General features: G+C 30.8%; 19 protein-coding genes. 8 read left to right on the forward strand and 11 right to left on the reverse strand.

Features of this window, described 5'->3' with window-relative positions; genetic code table 11:
- The first annotated feature begins 20 nt into the window (after positions 1-20).
- The 7 genes from porD (at position 21) to J3S90_RS11560 (ending at position 8,011) form a co-directional block, all read left to right on the forward strand.
- Positions 21-905: a type IX secretion system protein PorD gene (gene porD / locus J3S90_RS11530; protein WP_210646311.1), complete on the forward strand. Its 885-nt coding sequence runs from the start codon at positions 21-23 to the stop codon at positions 903-905.
- 57 nt (positions 906-962) lie between these two features.
- A complete protein-coding gene (gene recN, locus J3S90_RS11535) occupies positions 963-2,615 on the forward strand; it encodes a DNA repair protein RecN (RefSeq protein WP_210646312.1) in 1,653 nt (550 codons plus the stop codon).
- Positions 2,616-2,704: 89 nt separating this feature from the next.
- Positions 2,705-3,895, forward strand: coding sequence for an enoyl-ACP reductase FabV (gene fabV / locus J3S90_RS11540; protein WP_188050451.1), 1,191 nt, complete (start codon positions 2,705-2,707; stop codon positions 3,893-3,895).
- 152 nt (positions 3,896-4,047) lie between these two features.
- Positions 4,048-5,049 carry a glycosyltransferase gene (locus J3S90_RS11545; RefSeq protein ID WP_210646313.1) on the forward strand — a complete coding sequence of 334 codons (1,002 nt, stop codon included), beginning with the start codon at positions 4,048-4,050 and terminating at the stop codon, positions 5,047-5,049.
- A 2-nt stretch (positions 5,050-5,051) separates the two neighbouring features.
- Complete coding sequence (coaE, locus tag J3S90_RS11550; RefSeq protein ID WP_210646314.1) at positions 5,052-5,645, forward strand: dephospho-CoA kinase; 594 nt, start codon at positions 5,052-5,054, stop codon at positions 5,643-5,645.
- 62 nt (positions 5,646-5,707) lie between these two features.
- A complete protein-coding gene (locus tag J3S90_RS11555; protein WP_188050454.1) occupies positions 5,708-7,291 on the forward strand; it encodes a sensor histidine kinase in 1,584 nt (527 codons plus the stop codon).
- Between the two features lie 3 nt (positions 7,292-7,294).
- Positions 7,295-8,011: a response regulator transcription factor gene (locus J3S90_RS11560; protein WP_188050455.1), complete on the forward strand. Its 717-nt coding sequence runs from the start codon at positions 7,295-7,297 to the stop codon at positions 8,009-8,011.
- A 57-nt stretch (positions 8,012-8,068) separates the two neighbouring features.
- Here J3S90_RS11560 and J3S90_RS11565 read toward each other — a convergent pair whose 3' ends face one another.
- The 8 genes from J3S90_RS11565 to J3S90_RS11600 all read right to left on the reverse strand — a co-directional run bounded on the left by J3S90_RS11565 (position 8,069) and on the right by J3S90_RS11600 (position 16,137).
- Complete coding sequence (locus J3S90_RS11565) at positions 8,069-8,809, reverse strand: acyl-[acyl-carrier-protein] thioesterase (protein WP_210646315.1); 741 nt, start codon at positions 8,807-8,809, stop codon at positions 8,069-8,071.
- A 30-nt stretch (positions 8,810-8,839) separates the two neighbouring features.
- On the reverse strand, positions 8,840-9,760 hold the full coding sequence (gene miaA, locus J3S90_RS11570; RefSeq protein ID WP_210646316.1) for a tRNA (adenosine(37)-N6)-dimethylallyltransferase MiaA: 921 nt from the start codon (positions 9,758-9,760) through the stop codon (positions 8,840-8,842).
- A gap of 158 nt (positions 9,761-9,918) precedes the next feature.
- Positions 9,919-10,749 carry an ion transporter gene (locus J3S90_RS11575; RefSeq protein ID WP_188050458.1) on the reverse strand — a complete coding sequence of 277 codons (831 nt, stop codon included), beginning with the start codon at positions 10,747-10,749 and terminating at the stop codon, positions 9,919-9,921.
- A gap of 25 nt (positions 10,750-10,774) precedes the next feature.
- The gene (locus J3S90_RS11580; protein WP_210646317.1) at positions 10,775-12,136 is read right to left on the reverse strand and encodes an exonuclease domain-containing protein; all 1,362 of its coding nucleotides are present in this window, start codon (positions 12,134-12,136) and stop codon (positions 10,775-10,777) included.
- A 107-nt stretch (positions 12,137-12,243) separates the two neighbouring features.
- Positions 12,244-12,906 (reverse strand): YggS family pyridoxal phosphate-dependent enzyme, encoded by a 663-nt coding sequence (locus J3S90_RS11585; RefSeq protein WP_210646318.1) that lies wholly within the window; start codon positions 12,904-12,906, stop codon positions 12,244-12,246.
- Positions 12,907-12,940: 34 nt separating this feature from the next.
- Positions 12,941-14,161 carry a DUF1015 domain-containing protein gene (locus J3S90_RS11590; RefSeq protein ID WP_210646319.1) on the reverse strand — a complete coding sequence of 407 codons (1,221 nt, stop codon included), beginning with the start codon at positions 14,159-14,161 and terminating at the stop codon, positions 12,941-12,943.
- A gap of 79 nt (positions 14,162-14,240) precedes the next feature.
- A complete protein-coding gene (locus J3S90_RS11595; protein ID WP_210646320.1) occupies positions 14,241-15,128 on the reverse strand; it encodes a 3-hydroxyacyl-CoA dehydrogenase family protein in 888 nt (295 codons plus the stop codon).
- Between the two features lie 43 nt (positions 15,129-15,171).
- Positions 15,172-16,137, reverse strand: coding sequence for a Gfo/Idh/MocA family protein (locus tag J3S90_RS11600; RefSeq protein WP_188050463.1), 966 nt, complete (start codon positions 16,135-16,137; stop codon positions 15,172-15,174).
- 154 nt (positions 16,138-16,291) lie between these two features.
- Here J3S90_RS11600 and J3S90_RS11605 point away from each other — a divergent pair, with 154 nt between their 5' ends.
- Positions 16,292-16,933 carry a protein-L-isoaspartate(D-aspartate) O-methyltransferase gene (locus J3S90_RS11605; RefSeq protein WP_188050464.1) on the forward strand — a complete coding sequence of 214 codons (642 nt, stop codon included), beginning with the start codon at positions 16,292-16,294 and terminating at the stop codon, positions 16,931-16,933.
- A 42-nt stretch (positions 16,934-16,975) separates the two neighbouring features.
- On the opposite strand, the gene J3S90_RS11610 is transcribed toward J3S90_RS11605, so the two are convergent.
- The 3 genes from J3S90_RS11610 to J3S90_RS11620 form a co-directional block, all read right to left on the reverse strand.
- Positions 16,976-18,025 (reverse strand): Fic family protein, encoded by a 1,050-nt coding sequence (locus J3S90_RS11610; RefSeq protein WP_210646321.1) that lies wholly within the window; start codon positions 18,023-18,025, stop codon positions 16,976-16,978.
- 84 nt (positions 18,026-18,109) lie between these two features.
- Positions 18,110-18,562, reverse strand: coding sequence for an SsrA-binding protein SmpB (smpB, locus tag J3S90_RS11615; protein ID WP_210646322.1), 453 nt, complete (start codon positions 18,560-18,562; stop codon positions 18,110-18,112).
- Positions 18,563-18,635: 73 nt separating this feature from the next.
- On the reverse strand, positions 18,636-19,121 hold the full coding sequence (locus tag J3S90_RS11620; RefSeq protein ID WP_210646323.1) for a histidine phosphatase family protein: 486 nt from the start codon (positions 19,119-19,121) through the stop codon (positions 18,636-18,638).
- Positions 19,122-19,154: the final 33 nt, after the last annotated feature.

Genomic DNA, 19,154 nt, shown 5'->3' on the forward strand with positions numbered 1-19,154 from the left:
ACAAAAATAAAAAACTAGAAATGAATAAAATATTTACTTTTTTACTACTTTTTATTCTTGGTTTTGCCCAAGCACAACAACTGAACTGTACTGTTACTGTTGATGCACAACGTTTAAGTGTTACGAATCAGCAAGTTTTTAAAACCTTAGAAACTTCAATAAATGAATTTGTCAATAAAACAGATTGGACTGGTGTTGCGGTTAAGCAAAATGAGAAAATAAATTGCTCGATGTACATTACTATTTCCTCTAATAGCTTAGATCAATTTTCAGCAACTATTCAGGTGCAATCTTCCAGGCCTATTTACAATTCCTCTTATTCCTCGCCGATTTTAAATTATAATGATAAAGACTTTAATTTTAGATATACTGAATTTGAAAATTTAATATTCAATCCATCCAGTTTTGATTCTAATTTAGTTTCTGTTTTAGCTTTTTATAGCTATATTATTATTGGTATGGATGCGGATACTTTTGTTTTAGAAGCAGGTGATCCTAATTTTGAAATTGCACAAAATATTTCAAATGTTGCTTTACAAGGTGGATCAAAAGGATGGAGTCAGGCAGACGGAAATCAAACGCGTTATTTTTTGATAAATGACCTTTTATCACCAACATTCAAACAAATCAGGCAAACTACCTTTGATTATCATGTTGGTTTAGATTTGATGAGTACAGATCTAAAAACAGCTAAAGAGAAAATTAAAAATTCGATAATTAATCTTTCTAAGTTAAATGCTTCAAGACCTAATGCTTTTTTAACACGAGTATTTTTTGATGCAAAATCGGATGAAATCGTTTCTATATTCTCTGGCGGACCCAGTATTACGGTTTCAGACTTAACAGAGAACCTAAATAAAATTTCTCCTTTGAATATGAGCAAGTGGTCTCTGATAAAATATTAATTTGTTTTTCAAATTTTAGTTTAAACCTTGTTCCCCATTTCTAATAAACAACTATAAATGATAAGTTCACTTTCGATAAAAAACTATGCTTTAATAGAAAAATTAACTATTGATTTTTCTAGAGGTTTCTCTACTATTACTGGTGAAACGGGTGCTGGTAAATCAATAATTTTAGGTGCAATTGGTCTCGTTTTAGGAAAAAGAGCTGATCTTACTTCCTTAAAAAATAAAGAAGAAAAATGTATTATTGAAGCCCATTTTGAAATAGCTAAATATAATTTGAAACCTTTTTTTGAAGCCAATGATTTGGATTACGAAGAGGAAACTATAATTAGACGCGAAATTCTTCCTTCTGGTAAATCTAGAGCTTTTATTAATGACAGTCCTGTAAATCTTCAAGAGCTTCAGGAATTAAGCATGTTTTTGATAGATATTCATTCGCAGCAACAAACTCAAGAACTTTCTGATGAAAATGTTCAATTCAAAATAATTGACGCTATTGCTAATAACAAAGAGACAATTATAGAGTATCAATTGCTTTTAAAGACTTTTAAATCCGATCAGTCTAAATTAAATTCTATTTTAAAAAGACAAAGTGAATCTAAAAAAGAGCAGGAATACAATACTTTTTTGTTAGACGAATTGGTTGCAGCAAAATTTAAAGCAGGCGAACAAGAAACATTAGAAGCAGATTTTGAAAAATTAAATAATGTTGAAATAATTAAAGAATCACTTGATAAAGCATTAGCAATTGCTAATGAAGAACAAATTGGGGTTCGGAATAATTTGAATGAAATAAAAATTTCATTACAAAAAATAGGGGGTTTTTCAACTGATTACAGCGCAATACTGGAAAGAGTTTCAAGTTTAACTATAGAGTTTGATGATATTTCTCAAGAGATGAATCGCTTTTCAGAAAAACTAATAAATGATCCAGAACAATTGGATTTAATTAGTCAAAAATTGCAGGTAATTTTTAACCTTCAAAAGAAACATCAAGTCTCTACAGTTGGGGAATTGCTGGATATTCAGCTTAATTTAGAAAACGCTGTTCTTGAATTAGGAAACATGGAAGAAGAAATTACTATGTTGAACAAATCAATTGAATCTAAAAGAGTTGAACTCGACGAATTAGCAGGAAAAATTCATTACAATAGAGAAAAATCTATTCCGGTTTTATCTCAAAAATTAATTGCTATTTTAGAAACTTTGGGAATGCCTAACGTACGTTTTAAAATTGATATAACAGGAAGTGAGAATTACTTTAGTAATGGTAAAGACGAACTAGAGTTCTTATTTTCTGCTAATAAAGGAACTGATTTTGGTTTGCTGAAAAAAGTAGCTTCAGGAGGAGAAATGTCTCGAATTATGTTGGCGGTAAAAGCAATATTGGCTCAATATTCAAAACTACCAACATTAATATTTGATGAAATTGATACCGGTGTTTCTGGAGAAATTGCTATTAGAATGGGAGAAATCATGAAGGAAATGAGTCGTGAAATGCAAATTTTTGCAATTACTCACTTGCCTCAAATCGCTGCCAAAGGAGAGGCGCACTTTAAAGTTTCAAAAGCAACAGTTGGAGAGGATACACAATCAGAATTAAAGTTATTAAACCAAGATCAACGAATAGTAGAGATTGCACAAATGTTATCTGGTACTATTGTTTCTGAGTCAGCCTTAAATCATGCAAAAGCATTGCTTAACTAATATTTTCCTTTATATTTGTTTCCTTTTGGAACATTTGGCGGAAGCTTATAAAAAAAATACAAAATATTAAATTTAAAGAATTACCCAATATGATTATAGAACCTAGAATGAGAGGCTTTATTTGTACGACATCTCACCCAGAGGGATGCGCTCAAAATGTTAAAAATCAGATAGAATATATAAAATCAAAAGGAGCTATTAATGGCGCGAAAAAAGTTTTAGTAATTGGTGCCTCGACTGGTTTTGGTCTGGCTTCTAGAATTACAAGTGCTTTTGGTAGCGACGCCGCAACTATTGGTGTATTTTTTGAAAAAGAGCCTGCTGAAGGGAAAACAGCTTCACCAGGTTGGTATAATTCTGCTGCTTTTGAAACAGAAGCTCATAAAGCAGGTCTTTATGCAAAAAGCATCAACGGAGATGCTTTTTCTAATGAAATAAAAAGACAAACACTAGATTTAATTAAAGCAGATTTAGGTCAAGTCGATTTGATTATTTACAGTCTTGCTTCACCAGTTCGTATGAATCCTACAACTGGAGTATTACACCGTTCTGTTTTGAAACCAATTGGTGATGTATTTACTAATAAAACTGTAGATTTTCATTCTGGTAAAGTTTCTGAAATATCTATTCAGCCAAGTAGTGGTGATGATATTGAGAATACAGTTGCTGTTATGGGCGGTGAGGATTGGTCTATGTGGATTGATGCTTTAAAAGCAGAAAATTTATTAGCGCCAGGAGCTACAACTGTTGCTTATTCTTATATTGGGCCCTCTTTGACAGAAGCAGTTTATAGAAAAGGTACCATAGGACGCGCAAAAGATCATCTTGAAGCTACTGCATTTGCCATCACTGAAAAGTTAGCAGACATTGAAGGAAAAGCATTTGTATCTGTAAATAAAGCATTAGTTACTCAAGCAAGTTCAGCAATTCCTGTCATTCCATTATACATCTCTTTGTTATACAAAATAATGAAGGAGGAAGGAATACATGAAGGATGTATCGAGCAAATTCAGCGTTTATATCAAGAAAGATTATTTACCGGAAAACCAGTTCCTGTGGATGAAAAAGGTAGAATTCGCGTTGATGATTTAGAAATGCGTGCTGATGTTCAGGAAAAAATAGCTAAATTATGGGTTGAGGCAGTAACAGAAAATTTATCTGAAATAGGAGATTTAGAAGGTTATAGAAAAGATTTTTATAACTTATTTGGATTTGATGTTCAAGGTGTAGATTACAAAGCCGATGCAAACGAAATGGTAAACATCGAAAGTATAGGATAATTTATATTTATTTCTATACAAGGTTACGTATAGAAATGCATAAAAATATTTAAAAACCATCAACTTATAGTTGGTGGTTTTTTTATGGATAAAGATTATATTTGTTAAAATTTTCAAGCCCCAAAAAATTAAAATAATACCCAATCTAATTTATGTTGTTTTCCTTAATTATTCCTGTTTACAATCGTCCTGATGAAGTTGATGAGCTCTTAGAAAGTTTGACTCATTCTACCTATGAAGATATTTTTGAAATTGTGCTTGTAGAAGATGGATCCTCTTTGCTGTGCAAGGATATAGCTCAGAAATATGGTGATCGTCTTGATATTTCCTATTATTACAAGGATAATTCAGGCCCTGGTAATTCAAGAAATTACGGAATGAGAAAGGCGAGAGGTGATTACTTTATTATTTTTGACTCTGATTGCATCATTCCAAAAGAGTACTTAAGTGAAGTTGATAAAGCTTTAGAACAAAATTATGTCGATTGTTTTGGTGGTCCAGACAAAGCGTTAGATAGTTTTTCGGATATTCAAAAAGCAATTAATTTTGCCATGACCTCTTTTCTTACAACGGGAGGAATAAGAGGAGGTTCTGAGAAAATTGGTAAATTTCAACCTAGAAGTTTTAATATGGGATTGTCTAAAAAAGCTTTTGATGCGTCAAAAGGTTTTGGAAATATCCATCCAGGTGAAGATCCCGATTTATCCATTCGTTTGTGGAACTTAGGTTTTGAAACTAAACTATTTACAAACGCATACGTTTATCACAAAAGAAGAATTGACTGGGATAAATTCTCTGTGCAAGTAAATAAATTTGGAAAAGCGAGACCGATCCTTAATAGTTGGTATCCAAAATACAATAAATTGACCTTTTTTTTTCCTTCGCTTTTTATCATCGGATTCTTTGTATCTATTGCATTACTCTTAATTTTTAATTTTGATTATTTATTACAGCTTTATTTTATTTACTTTTTAATTTTATTTTTAGTTTCTTCTTACCAAAATAAGAGTATCAAAATAGGATTTTTATCTTTAATAGCGGTTTGGAAGCAATTTTATGGTTATGGTTTAGGTTTTATAAAGTCCTATTTTAAAGTGATTATTCTAAAACAAAAACCACAAGAAGCTTTTCCTGAATTATTTTTTAAATTATAGTTATGACAAAGATTATAGGCTTAACAGGCGGAATAGGAAGCGGAAAAACAACTATTGCGAATTATTTGCATTCTTTTGGTATTCCAATTTATATTGCTGATGATGAAGCTAGACAATTGACGCAATCTAAGGAGATTACTGTCGCTCTTGAAAATACTTTTGGAGAAGCTATTTTTGAAAACGGAATCCTCAATAGAGAAAAACTGGCAGCCATTGTGTTTAATGAGCCAGAGAAATTGGAACAATTAAATGCAATTGTTCATCCTGTGGTGAAAAGACATTTTGAGAATTGGCTTACTGATAATAATAAAGCTTCTTATATTATTTATGAAGCTGCTATATTATTTGAAAGTGGAAGTTATAAAAAATGTGATATAATTATCACTGTGACAGCACCATTAGAAACAAGAGTTGAACGGGTTATTAAAAGGGATAAAACCAGTCGAGAACTTATTTTAAAAAGAATTAAAGCACAATGGACTGATGAGCAACGCATATCAAAAAGTAATTTTGTTATAGAAAATAGTTCATTAGAAGTTGCAAAGCAAAAAGCAGACGAAATTCTTAAAATTTTAGCGATTACACAAAAACACTGATAGGTGTTAATGTTTGGTTAATGTATTATTTAATATATTGTTAAAATACTAATTTTGTCACGATGAATAAACTTTTTTTTAGATTACTCGTTTTGCTAATGAGCTTATCCCTAATTGGGATAATTCTTGTACAGGTGTATTGGTTTAATACTTCTTTTAATAACAATGATGAACAATTTAAGTTTCATGTAAAGCAAGTTATTAGTGATGTTGCTAATAAAATTCAGAAACAAGAAGCCTATAATTTTTATGATAAGATAAATCATTATAAAGATAGTACGGGTAATATTCCAAAAAAGAATGAAATAACAGAATTTTATTACGTTCAAAAGAATCCAAAAACTAATAAAACGATAGTATATTCTAATAGTATAACATCAGAAGATTTTAATATTTCACCTACGTTCTTTGATAAGAAATTTGATAGCGAAAAATTTAGAAGCTTTAGTTCCAAGCGTGTAACTGAAGTTTATAATAATAAATCTATCGATAAATCTGGCGTTTCTCAAAGTTTAATTCCTGATGTTAGAATTGAAAAAATGGGGAATTTGGATGCTTTAGATAATGCTTCTTTCGAGATATATTATAAAGATTATGCATCAGCTTTGCCCATTCAAGAAAGAGTTTCAAAAGAAACTTTAAGTAAATTGATTAAAAAGGAATTAGAAGAATCGGGTGTGAACACTAAATTTGAGTTCAGTATTTATAGCAATAATTTAGCAACAAATGTAAAATCAAGTGATTTTAAATACGATAAAGACGCAACTTATTCTATTCCTATTTTTTCAGATAATGAAGGAAATAGTAAATACCAGCTTTTAGTAACTTTTCCTTATAAAAAGAAATTTTTGCTATCACAGTTGGTTAGTATTACTATACTTTCTATCATTTTTACATTGATTATTTTGATTGCTTATACTAGTGCTTTAAATCAATTAGTGCGTCAGCGTCAGATTTCTGAAATTAAGAATGATTTTATCAATAATATGACACATGAGTTTAAAACTCCTATCGCCACGATAAACTTAGCTTTGGATGCTATTAGAAATCCAAAAATTATTGATGATAAAGAAAAGGTTCTTCGATACCTTCAAATGATAAAAGATGAGAATAAGCGAATGCATGCACAAGTTGAAAATGTGTTACGCATATCAAAATTAGAAAAGAAAGAGCTTGATATTACTAAAGAGCCTCATAATGCGCATGATGTAATAAATGATGCCATTGAGCATGTAAATTTAATATTAGAAGACCGACAAGGAACGATTGTTTGTCACTTTAATGCTCTAAGAAACACCATTTTAGTAAATGATGTGCATTTTACTAATGTGATTGTAAACATATTAGAAAATGCAATAAAATATTCTCCGAATATTCCTGAGATAGAAATTTTTACAGAAAATATCAAAGATATGATCATTGTGAAAATTAAAGACAAAGGTTTAGGAATGAGTAAAGTAGCTCAAAAAAGAATTTTTGAAAAATTTTATAGAGAACATACAGGAGATATTCATAATGTAAAAGGACATGGACTAGGTTTAGCCTATGTAAAAAGAATAGTTGACGACCATAATGGTCAAGTTTATGTAGAAAGTGAAAAGGGAAAAGGAAGTACCTTCATTATAAAATTACCACTAATAAATTAGTATATGGAAAATGTAAATAAAAAAATACTTCTTGTAGAAGACGATCTTAACTTTGGAGCAGTTTTAAAAGATTATTTAATGTTAAATGATTTTGACGTTACCTTAGCTAAGAACGGAATGGAAGGATTTGAAAAATTCAAAAAAGATGCTTTCGACTTGTGTATTCTAGATGTGATGATGCCTTATAAAGACGGATATACACTTGCTAAGGAAATTAGAGAAAAAAATAATGAAGTGCCAATTATTTTCTTGACTGCAAAATCTATGAAAGAGGATGTTTTAAAAGGATACAAAGCAGGTGCGGATGATTATTTAAACAAACCATTTGATTCTGAAGTATTGTTGATGAAAATTAAAGCAATCATTCAGAGAAAATCATCAGATGTTAAAACAGAACAAGTACAGTTTGAATTTAATATTGGTAAATTCCATTTGAATTCTAAATTGCGTTTCTTGACGTTTAACAACGAAGAACCAATAAAACTGTCTCCTAAAGAGAATGAATTATTAAAGATGCTAATTCTTCATGAAAATGATTTAATGCCAAGAGAGTTGGCTTTGACTAAAATATGGAGAGATGACAACTATTTTACTTCAAGAAGTATGGATGTTTATATTGCTAAGTTGAGAAAATACTTGAAACTTGATGAAGATGTTGAGATTTTAAACATTCACGGAGAAGGATTTAGATTAGTTGTTAAAAACAAAGTAAAGGAATAAATAAAAAAAGGCTTCAATTTATTGAAGCCTTTTTTATTTACTGTATTTTCTATTATCTTACTTCCAATTTAGTTGGAGCGCAAAGCTTGTCTTATCTTCTTTAGTGATACTAAAAATAGTTTCGCTCTGAGATATACTTTCATGAATAAGTACATGATCTTTTAATGATAATTCTTTTAAAAAGTTCATTTCAAAACTTTCTATTTTTTGACTTAAAATTAAATTTTCATCTACTAAATCCATACACCATTCTAAATATTTTACATTATTTACATGGTTTACAATATCTAAATCGGATAGGAAGACCTTTTTTTCAAAAAGAACTTCCTTTTCATGATTCAAATTAATTTTAGAAAATCCGTGATTTGTAGCTTTTTTTTCTGGATATAAGTCAAAGTGTTCAAAGGGCAATGCTAACGCTTCTGGACGACGTTTTTGGGTATTGAAAACAGCCCAAAATGTCTCAGAGCCAATTATTTTTTCACCATTCAAGTGCATTTCTAAGGCACGAACAGAGCGTGAATTTTCAAGAGAGTTAATCCATGTGGTAACTGTTACTTTATCACCAGATTTAGGTAGTTTTTTGATTTCAACTCGCATTCTGCTTAAAACCCATGCTTGATCAAATTCTTGCATATCTGTAAAACTAATTCCCCCAGTTTCAGAATGCGCTGCCGCTGTTAATTGTAAAAGATTACATAAATCTGTATATTTTAAATATCCGTTTGGAGCACATTGTGTAAAGTTGATATCCCAATCTTTGCTTAATATTGAGGTGAAATTTGAAGCTATTGGCATTGATAGTTTTTTTAAGAATTAATTATTTAATTATTGTTTAATGGAATTGATATATGAAATTACTTTTTCAATTGGAGTTTCAAAATCAAACCATTTTGTTTTTTCATTTCTTTTAAACCAAGTTAATTGCCTTTTAGAAAACCTTCTCGTGTTTTTCTTTATTTCTTCGATGGCAAATTCCAATGAAATAGCATGATGAAAATAACTAAATAATTCTCTATAACCTACAGTTTGAAGTGCATTTAAATCTCTGTAAGCATATAATTTTTTAGCTTCGGCTAGTAATCCTTCGCTCATCATAGTATCTACACGCTCGTTGATTCGGTTATATATTATTTTTCTATCTGCTTCAAGACCTATTAAAATAGGAGTGAAGTTTCGAGTTTTTTCTTTTTGATTTAAAAAAGAAGAATAGGGTTTGCCAGAACCCAAACAAACCTCGACAAAGCGCATCATGCGTTGCGGATTTTGTAATGTTTGTGGATTTTCAAGATTTAAAACAGCATAATACGTTGGGTCTAGTTCTTGTAGTTTTTGCTGCAAATAACCAATTCCTAATTTTTCATAACTTGAATTTACTGCTGTTCTTAATGATGTATCAATTTCTGGAAATTCATCAAAACCTTTAAGAATGGCATCTACATATAGTCCGGATCCACCCACTAAAATGGCATGATCGTTTGTTAAAAATAATTCTTCTAATTTTGAAAGGGCTTCTTTTTCATAGTCGCCTACCGTATAATTTTCGAAAACTGATTTATTTTGTATAAAGTGATGTTTGGCTGCTGCTAATTCTGAAATGCTTGGTACAGCTGTTCCTATACTCATTTCTTTGAAAAATTGTCGGCTATCGCAAGAGAGTATTTCGCAATTAAAGTAATTGGCCAAAATAATACTCCAGGAAGTTTTTCCGATGGCTGTTGGTCCGACTATAGTGATTAGATATTTCATATTTTTTAGCCCAGATAGAAACGAAAACCCCGGAAGTAGTAAAGTTTTTTTTCTTGGTATAAAAGAGCGATCAGAGTGAGCTCCTTTTATGCCTTAGAAAAATTACTGTAATAGTGAGGAGTTGTAGTGTAAAGCTGGATTGGCTTCTGGTTAATAAATTAAAGTGCTACTCCACAATGATAACAAAATTTTGCGTTATATTCTTGTCCCTCAGTACCACAATTGGGACAAGGATTTGTTGCTTTTGGAATTCCTTTTTTTGCATTATAATTGGCAAATTCTGCCGATACAATTCCTGTGGGAACTGCAATTATTCCGTAACCCATGATCATAACAATTGATGCAATTGATTGTCCTAAAGGTGTTATAGGAGATATATCGCCATAACCTACGGTTGTTAATGTTACAATTGTCCAATAAATACTGATAGGAATACTACTAAATCCGCCTTCTTTTCCCTCTACAACATACATTAGAGAACCTATAATTACGCTACTTATGAGCATAAAATACATAAAAATGAGTATTTTTCCTTTGCTGGCAACCAAAGCTTCTTTTAGATTAATAGATTGATTGGAGAATTGTGGATGTTTTAATATTTTAAATAATCGTAAAAGACGTACGGCACGCAAAACAGATAAAACACTGGTTCCTACGAAAAATAATGAAAAATACATAGGCAAAGTAGCCAGTAAATCGATTATTCCGTAAAAACTAAAGATGTATTTTACAGGTTTTTTTAGTGATATGATTCGGAGAATATACTCTATTGTAAAGAAAACAGTAATTACCCATTCTAGTGCAATAAGTTCGAAATGGTATTTTTGATCGAATCCTTTTACGGTTTCTAACATTACAATGATGACACTTACGACTATTACTCCCAGTAATACGAGATCAAACAATCTTCCGTAAGCTGTATTGGTTCCGTATATGATAATATTTACTCTTTGCCTGAAGGTGTCGAATTTTGACTTTATTCTTTCCATAAATTAGGTGTTGATTAATATATGTTTAGAATTTTAGAGTTTTAATTGTTTTATTTTTTCGAATATGTGCCTGAATAATATTCTTGGTGTCTCTGTTGTTTTGCATCGGAATAATAATATTTCTCAGTATATCGATATTATTAATTTGATAGTTTAAATCGTAAAAAGCATATCCTTTATAGATTCCGTTTTCTATTAAAACTGCCGATCTTTCACTAATAGTTCTCCCTTTGTCTTGGATAATCATGTTTTGATTTTCAAAACTGTTTTTATTCATAAATTCAGTTACTCTGGCATTGTAAACTTCGGGACTTACCTTATCAATACAAGCTCCATCACATTCTTTTATGCTGTATTGAAAACAACTTGTTTTAGTCTCATAGAGACCAGTAAGTTTTTGACACAAATTATAATGGGATGTAATTCTAAACAAGGCATTTTTTGCTTCTTGCAAAGAGGCAAAAGAGGTAATTTCTTTTTTACGACCGTCTGCTTTTTGTATTTTTAAGTTTAGATATCCTTTCTCATCCTTTTCAGTGTACAAAGCATATTGAAATATACTTTTTCGCTGTGCTCTGTTTAAAATAGGTTTGTTTATTTTTATTTCTTGACTTTCTTTCAATAAGGCAATCAATTCGCTTCCGGTTTCTTCATAAGTAACCGTAAAAACTTGTGTTTGAATTTTTTTGCATTTAGCAGAAGTTCCAGTAAAATGCTGGTTGATTCGCTTTTTTATATTTCTACTTTTACCAATATAGATTAAATTGCTCTTTACATCATGAATATAATAAACGCCTGTTGTTGTTGGCAATTTTGAAACGATATCTAGTAATTTTGGAGCTATTCCTTTCTCTACTTCTAGTTTTATGAAATCTTTTACAATTTCTTTTTCTATGTCTTTTTCTAAAAGTATTTTGAATAATTTGATAGTTGCAAGTGCATCTCCACTGGCTCTATGTCTGTCTGCCATTGGTATTCCCAGTGCACGAACTAACTTACCTAAACTGTGTGAAGGTTGTTCAGGTAATAATTTTTTAGATAATTCTACGGTACATAATGTTCTGGCTTGAAAATCATACCCCAATCGTCTAAATTCTGTTCTTAAAATTCGGTAATCAAAAGAGGCGTTGTGGGCTACAATAACGCAATCGTTTGTTATTTCGATGATGCGTTTGGCTACTTCAAAAAATTTAGGAGCAGAGCGCAACATGGCGTTATTAATTCCAGTGAGTTTAACTACAAAGGGTTGTATTGGAATTTCAGGATTTACTAAACTAATGAATTGATCAATTACTTCATGACCATCAAATTTATAAATGGCGATTTCCGTAATTCCTTCTTCGTTAAATTGACCTCCTGTGGTTTCTATGTCTAGTATTGCGTACAAATTTCAGTATTCAGTTTTTAGTAATCAGTGTTCGGTGATTATTCTTCGGGATTAAAAATTTGTTTTTCAAAATCTGAAATCAAAAATAGTTAATCAGAAATCACCAATCAGTTTCTTCCGCCAAAGATACTACTTCCTATTCGAACCATTGTGCTTCCGCAATCAATTGCCATTTGATAATCACCAGACATTCCCATAGAAATAGTATTAAGTTGAGAATTTTTAGGATTAATTCTTTGTAGATTTTCAAAAATATTTTTTAAATGCGAAAATTCTTTTTTCACTTGGTCTTTATCATCTGTAAAAGTTGCCATTCCCATTACACCTATTATTTGAATGTTTTTCATTTCCTCAAACAAAGAGGAGGAGACAAGAGCTATTAGTTCCTCTTGGTTTAGTCCAAACTTAGTCTCTTCTTCTGCAATGTGAATTTGTAACAAACAATCAATAATTCTGTTGTTCTTTTTTGCTTGTTTATCAATTTCTTGTAACAATTTTAAACTATCTACACCATGAATTAAATGAACAAATGGCGCCATAAATTTAACTTTATTGGTTTGAACATGTCCAATCATATGCCAGATTATGTCTTTTGGCATTTCTTGATATTTCTCGGCCATTTCTTGAATTTTGTTTTCACCAAAAATTCGTTGTCCAGCCTCGTAAGCTTGCATTAAATCTGATACAGGTTTAGTTTTTGACACAGCAACCAGCGTTACTTGTTTTGGTAAAGTAGATTTTATAGAAACTAGGTTTTCTGCTATTGCCATTTTTTAATCTTTTAATAGTGTTTTTTAATATAATTTAAAATTCATAAATCACTAAACCGCTTCTAAATTTAGGCTCTATAAAAGTGCTTTTTGGAGGCATTATTTGATTTTCATGGGCCAAAGCTTTAATTTCTTCAATATTTGAAGGGAATAAAAGGAAGCCAACTTCAAATTCTCCTTGATCAATTTTATTTTTCACCTCTAAAACAGATTGTTTTCCTGAAAGGTACTCAATTCTTTCATCATTGCGCAAATCCTCTATTCCTAGTAGTGGTAATAATACTTTTTTGTATAAAATTTGAGTGTCCAAAGATTCTAAAGAACTATTAATTTCATCCTTCTCTTTTCTTAATATTAAACTATAAAATTCAGAATCAAGATACATTCCAAAATGATGTTTTTCAAGCGGTTGAAAAGGCTGCTGGTATTTGTTTTCGATAATGAAATTATTTTCTAAAGCCTTAATGAAATCGTGTTTTGACAATCCATTAAGATCTTTTATCAATCTATTGAATTCGTATATTTTTACATTATTTTCTGAAATTAAATAACTTAAAATATGGTTTTTTGAAGTGTTCTGTTCGTCTTTATTTTCTTGAGAAAGCATTTTCAAGGCTTCGGTACGATGATGACCATCAGCGATATAAAGACTTTCCGTTTTTTCGAAAATATTTTGCAACCAATTAATTTCTAGAGTGTCTTCTATTTTCCATAGATAATGAATTTCTTTTTTGGTTGTCGAAAATTCAAAGTCAGCCAATTTTTGGCAACAATTAAAGATCCAATTTTCAATGGTTTTATTATCAGGATACGTCATTAGTACAGGTTCTGTATTGAACTCTGCATGTTGCATATACTCTTTTAATAATCGCACTCTAAAAGCAATTATATCTTCGTGTTTTTTTATAACATTATTGCAATAATCCTCTACACTTGTTCCTACGATAATACCTGTAAAGGAGTGTGTTTTGGTTACAATTTTATGAATATAAATAGCAGGTTTTTTATCTTTAATTAAAATAATTTCATTTTTAAATTCCTGATACTTTTGATGTACTTGTCGGTATCTTTTTTCAAAAGAAACGGTTTCTTGATTGGTATAGGCTGGTTTTAATATGTGCAAAAAGGACAATGGATTAAAGTCTAATTGCGCTGCTAATTCCGCATTTACATATTCTTCGTAGGAACGACAAGTCACTAAGCAGACTTTGTCTCTTGTAGGTCTGACTGCTTGAAAAGGAACAATTTTAGCCATAAAGCATTAGAAATTAAAAATTAAAAGTCAAAAGTCTCTGTACAATAATACAAAGACTTTTGACCTTTAAGAATGAAAATTATATAAATTGTTTCGAAATTTTTTCTGCTTTTTTATTTACAGAATAATCGTAAAAACCTTCACCAGATTTAACACCCATTTTCCCTGCTCTAACCATATTTACCAATAGTGGACAAGGAGCATATTTAGGGTTTTTGAAACCATCATACATCACATTTAAAATAGCCAAACAAACATCAAGTCCAATAAAATCGGCTAGTTGTAAAGGTCCCATAGGATGCCCCATTCCCAGCTTCATTACCGTATCAATTTCATAAACACCTGCAACCTTATTGTATAAAGTTTCGATTGCTTCATTGATCATTGGCATTAGTATTCGGTTAGCAACAAAACCTGGATAATCGTTTACTTCAACTGGTGTTTTTCCCAATTGAACAGACAACTCCATAATCGTTTTTGTTACTTCGTCAGAGGTATTGTAGCCACGAATAATTTCTACCAATTTCATAATAGGAACTGGATTCATAAAATGCATACCAATTACTCTTTCAGGATTCGTTACAACGCTTCCAATTTGAGTAATAGATATAGAAGAAGTGTTGGTAGCTAGTATCGTATTGTGAGCACAAGCCTCATTGAGTTGTTTGAAAATATTCAGTTTTAGTTCTACATTTTCTGTAGCCGCTTCTACTACTAAATCTACTCCAACAACACCATCTTTGATATCAGTATAGGTGATAATATTGGTGATTGTTTTTGCTTTGTCCTCATCAGTTATTGTTCCTTTAGAAACCATTCTGTCCAGATTCGCAGCTATAGTAGCCATTCCTTTATCCAATGATTTTTCGGATACATCAATTAATTTAACTGTAAAACCACTTTGAGCAAAGGTATGTGCTATACCATTTCCCATTGTTCCTGCTCCAATAACTGCTATTGTTTTCATTATTTATTTAAATTATAATATATGATTAGTTTTTTTTTGAATATTATTTATCAAAACAGTCAATAATTTGATAGGCCACTCTTAAAGCTTCAGTTGCTTGTTCTAAAGTTACTATGGGACTGGTATTGTTTGTAATTGCATCGGCAAAAGACTCTAATTCATCCAAGATAGCATTGTTTTGCTCTACATCAGGATTAGAGAAGTAGATTTGTTTTTTTACTCCTTCGGCATTTTGCAAAATCATATCAAAATCTCCAGGAACTTCTGGTGCATCTTTCATTTTTACGACTTCACATTTCTTTTCTAGAAAATCAACAGAGATGTAAGCATCTTTCTGGAAAAAACGTGATTTTCGCATGTTTTTCATCGATATTCTGCTTGCCGTTAAGTTGGCAACACAGCCGTTTTCAAATTCAATACGAGCGTTTGCTATATCTGGAGTATCACTAATTACGGATACACCGCTGGCGCTAATTTTTTTTACTTTAGACTGAACCACACTCAAAATGGCGTCAATGTCATGGATCATTAAATCTAAAACCACGGGAACATCGGTACCACGAGGATTAAATTCTGCTAAACGATGGGATTCTATAAACATTGGGTTATCAATCATGTTTTTCGTTGCAGAAAATGCAGGATTAAAACGCTCCACATGACCGACTTGACCCTTTACATTATATTCTTTTGACAAAGCAATTATTTCCTCGGCTTCTTCAACAGTATTAGAAATAGGTTTCTCTATAAAAACATGTTTACCCGATTTAATTGCAACTTTAGCACATTTATAGTGAGAGAGAGTAGGGGTTACAATGTCAATAACATCAACAGCATGTATTAGAGTGGCAATAGTACTGAAATTTTTATAACCAAATTCTTTAGAAATTTTTTCTGCATTTTCTTGATTAGGGTCGTAAAAACCCACTAATTCATATTTTTCAGATTGTTGTAATAAACGCAAATGTATTTTTCCTAGGTGACCTGCACCTAATACTCCAATTTTTAGCATAATGATGTTCTTTCTACAAAAATAGGAATAAAAATTAAAATTCAATTTTTTAAAATACCAAATTGTATTGAAATCATAATAAATTCATCTGTAATTTGCTACTTGCTTATTGGTTTTATTACTTCTATTTTTACCAAAAAAATAATATTTAATTTTGAAAGATACAGCCAAACATCAAGGACTTCGGAATCAATTAGTAAGCGTTTTAGAGCAAAAAGGTATTACTGATAAAAGTGTTTTGGATGCGATAAAAAAAATACCAAGACACTTATTCTTAGATTCAAGTTTTTCGGATCATGCCTATCAGGATAAAGCATTTCCCATTGGCGCAGGTCAAACTATTTCTCATCCCTATACCGTAGCTTTTCAATCCCAATTGTTAGAGGTGCAAAAAGAAGATAAAGTCCTAGAAATAGGCACGGGTTCAGGTTATCAAACAGCGGTTTTATGTAATATGGGTGCAAAAGTGTATAGTATTGAGAGACAGAATGAGCTGTTTAAGAAAACATCTATTTTGTTTCCAAAACTAAATATTAGACCCAAACATATTTCATTTGGAGATGGTTATAAAGGATTACCGGGTTACGCTCCTTTTGATAGTATTATTGTAACTGCTGGAGCTCCTTTTATACCACAACCTTTGATGGCACAACTTAAAATAGGAGGTAGGCTCGTTATTCCACTTGGTGAAGAGGTGCAAATTATGACATTATTAATTCGAGTAAACGAAACTCAATTTGAAAAACATGAGTTTGGAGAGTTCCGATTTGTTCCTTTATTAGAAGATAGAAATTAATAAAAATGCCCAATTCCTTTTTTTAAGTAGTTGGGCATTTTTTTATTGACTAATAATCCCGATGTAACGTGCTAAGTTTTCTTTTTGAGTTTGAGCAACAAATAGCATAAAATCTTCTTTATTATTTTTATTTTGAATGGTTTCCAGTGTTTGATTGTATTGTATTCTACTTTCGTAATCTCCTTTTATATTTGTAATTACATAACCATTTTGCAATAAGATTAAATTCATAACTAATCGAGCGGTTATTCCGTTTCCATCAATAAATGGGTGAGTTTTTGCTAAACGCTCGTGTAGTTCTGCAGCCAAAACAATTGGATGTATCTTATTTTTATTGGCTTCATACCAAATAAAAAACGCTTCCATTTCATTGGGAATAGCATTTGGTTGAGGCGGAATGTAGGTACTTCCTTTTATCATTACCTGCACTTTTCGATACCGTCCAGCCTCTTGAGGAAGAATTCCTCTCAAAATTAAATTATGAATGGATAAAAACTCCGCTTCATTAAACGATATTTTTTTTTGAGCCAAATCTTTTATAAAAGTTATAGCTTCCTGATGATTAATTGCTTCTAGATGTTCTCGCATGCTTTTTCCGGCAATTGTTATGCCTTCATTAATCACTAAATCCGTTTCGCGAAGCGTCATGGTATTTCCTTCCAGGCGATTACTCTCATAAGTATATTCTAACTCTAACGCTGTAGTAATGCTAGAACTTTCATACTGACGGAATGTGTCTAATTTTGCTTTTAATATATCTATCTCAGTTAAAATTTTCTGTAGTGCTGCAGATAATATAATGGTTGTTGATTTATTTTGAGATCTAATTTCTTGCTCTGCGACTATCAAAGCTTTTAATGCAAATTCATCTTGACCAATTTCGTGAAGAATTTTTTCTTTGAGCCATACAATCATTATGGTTTCTAAATCAATTTCTAATAAAGAAGCTAGTTTAATAACTTGATCTCTGGTGGGTTTACGAGTTCCGCTTTCAAACTTGCTGATTAATGCTTGATCAATCCCTAATAGTTGTGCTACTTCTCTAGTTTTGAGATCTTTTATTTCTCTTGCGTTTTTAAGTAGTGTTTTCATTATTAAGTATTGATTGTGTTTGTCTTGACAAATTCAGTCAATTTTTTAGCTACAAAGAATCGATTTTATGTTTTAAAATTAATTTTAAAACGCTTTTTTTATTCTATCAAGATCTCTTTTTGTGTCTTGTTCTTTCAAGGATTCTCGCTTGTCATACGTTTTCTTTCCTTTACAAAGACCAATTTGTAGTTTAGCTAATCCTTTTTCATTGGTAAATAATTTCAAAGGAACAATTGTCAACCCTTTTGCTTGGACACTTTTCAGTAAACCTTTGAGTTCCTTTTTTTTCAAAAGTAATTTGCGTTCACTTCTGGCTTTATGGTTGAATTGATTACCAAAAGTATATTCTTCAATATAAGTATTAATAGCAAAAAGTTCATTATTACTAAATTCACAAAAACTCTCTGTGATATTTGCCTTGCCCAATCGTATCGATTTTATTTCGGTTCCAGCCAAGACGATTCCAGCAGTAAATGTTTCGATTATTTCATAGTCGAATTTAGCTCTTTTATTGAATATGTTTATAGTTTTTAGCATAGTGTTGCAAAGGTATAATAAAAAAGAAAAGATCCTTAATAATCAATAATAATTAGATTTTAGAAGCATTCTTTTAGCGTAATTTTAAGAGTTGATAATTTATGGCCTCTCCAACTATTGTTACAATATAAAGATTTCCAAAAGTGTTGTCCGGAATATCAGTATAAATATTTTGTTCAATCATTTGATTAACAAAATTTGGTATGGTATTACTATGACCAACAATCAAAACTTTTTTGCCTAAATTTTCTTTTTTAAAAGATTCAATATCAATCATTTTAGGATTGTATTTTGTAATACTGAGTTTTTGACTTAGTGCTGTTGGTGTTACCGTTTGTAGGGTTCTATTATAATCAGTTGCATAAATGGCATCTAAATTTATGTTAGAAAATAATTCGTTCCATATTTTGGCTCTTTCAGTACCCATTTCAGATAAATTAGGATTTTTAGAATCATCTACTTTCTCTGCATGTCTAATAAAATAATAGGTAGTTACTTTGTTTTGTGCAAAACTAACTTGCAAAACAAAAAAAGTCACTAACCATAAATATTTTTTCATTTTTACTAATTTTAAAATTTGTTCTTTATCGTT

The organism is Flavobacterium flabelliforme (assembly GCF_017948675.1).
GTDB lineage: Bacteria > Bacteroidota > Bacteroidia > Flavobacteriales > Flavobacteriaceae > Flavobacterium > Flavobacterium pygoscelis.

Excerpts from the sequence above, each read along its gene's own strand:
- J3S90_RS11555 (WP_188050454.1), top strand. The coding sequence starts at position 5,708 with ATGAATAAACTTTTTTTTAGATTACTCGTTTTGCTAATGAGCTTATCC.
- J3S90_RS11610 (WP_210646321.1), bottom strand. The coding sequence starts at position 18,025 with ATGAAAACACTACTTAAAAACGCAAGAGAAATAAAAGATCTCAAAACT.
- J3S90_RS11600 (WP_188050463.1), bottom strand. The coding sequence starts at position 16,137 with ATGCTAAAAATTGGAGTATTAGGTGCAGGTCACCTAGGAAAAATACAT.
- J3S90_RS11585 (WP_210646318.1), bottom strand. The coding sequence starts at position 12,906 with ATGGCAATAGCAGAAAACCTAGTTTCTATAAAATCTACTTTACCAAAA.
- J3S90_RS11575 (WP_188050458.1), bottom strand. The coding sequence starts at position 10,749 with ATGGAAAGAATAAAGTCAAAATTCGACACCTTCAGGCAAAGAGTAAAT.
- J3S90_RS11595 (WP_210646320.1), bottom strand. The coding sequence starts at position 15,128 with ATGAAAACAATAGCAGTTATTGGAGCAGGAACAATGGGAAATGGTATA.
- J3S90_RS11560 (WP_188050455.1), top strand. The coding sequence starts at position 7,295 with ATGGAAAATGTAAATAAAAAAATACTTCTTGTAGAAGACGATCTTAAC.
- J3S90_RS11620 (WP_210646323.1), bottom strand. The coding sequence starts at position 19,121 with ATGAAAAAATATTTATGGTTAGTGACTTTTTTTGTTTTGCAAGTTAGT.
- fabV (WP_188050451.1), top strand. The coding sequence starts at position 2,705 with ATGATTATAGAACCTAGAATGAGAGGCTTTATTTGTACGACATCTCAC.
- J3S90_RS11590 (WP_210646319.1), bottom strand. The coding sequence starts at position 14,161 with ATGGCTAAAATTGTTCCTTTTCAAGCAGTCAGACCTACAAGAGACAAA.
- recN (WP_210646312.1), top strand. The coding sequence starts at position 963 with ATGATAAGTTCACTTTCGATAAAAAACTATGCTTTAATAGAAAAATTA.
- miaA (WP_210646316.1), bottom strand. The coding sequence starts at position 9,760 with ATGAAATATCTAATCACTATAGTCGGACCAACAGCCATCGGAAAAACT.
- smpB (WP_210646322.1), bottom strand. The coding sequence starts at position 18,562 with ATGCTAAAAACTATAAACATATTCAATAAAAGAGCTAAATTCGACTAT.
- J3S90_RS11545 (WP_210646313.1), top strand. The coding sequence starts at position 4,048 with ATGTTGTTTTCCTTAATTATTCCTGTTTACAATCGTCCTGATGAAGTT.
- coaE (WP_210646314.1), top strand. The coding sequence starts at position 5,052 with ATGACAAAGATTATAGGCTTAACAGGCGGAATAGGAAGCGGAAAAACA.
- porD (WP_210646311.1), top strand. The coding sequence starts at position 21 with ATGAATAAAATATTTACTTTTTTACTACTTTTTATTCTTGGTTTTGCC.
- J3S90_RS11565 (WP_210646315.1), bottom strand. The coding sequence starts at position 8,809 with ATGCCAATAGCTTCAAATTTCACCTCAATATTAAGCAAAGATTGGGAT.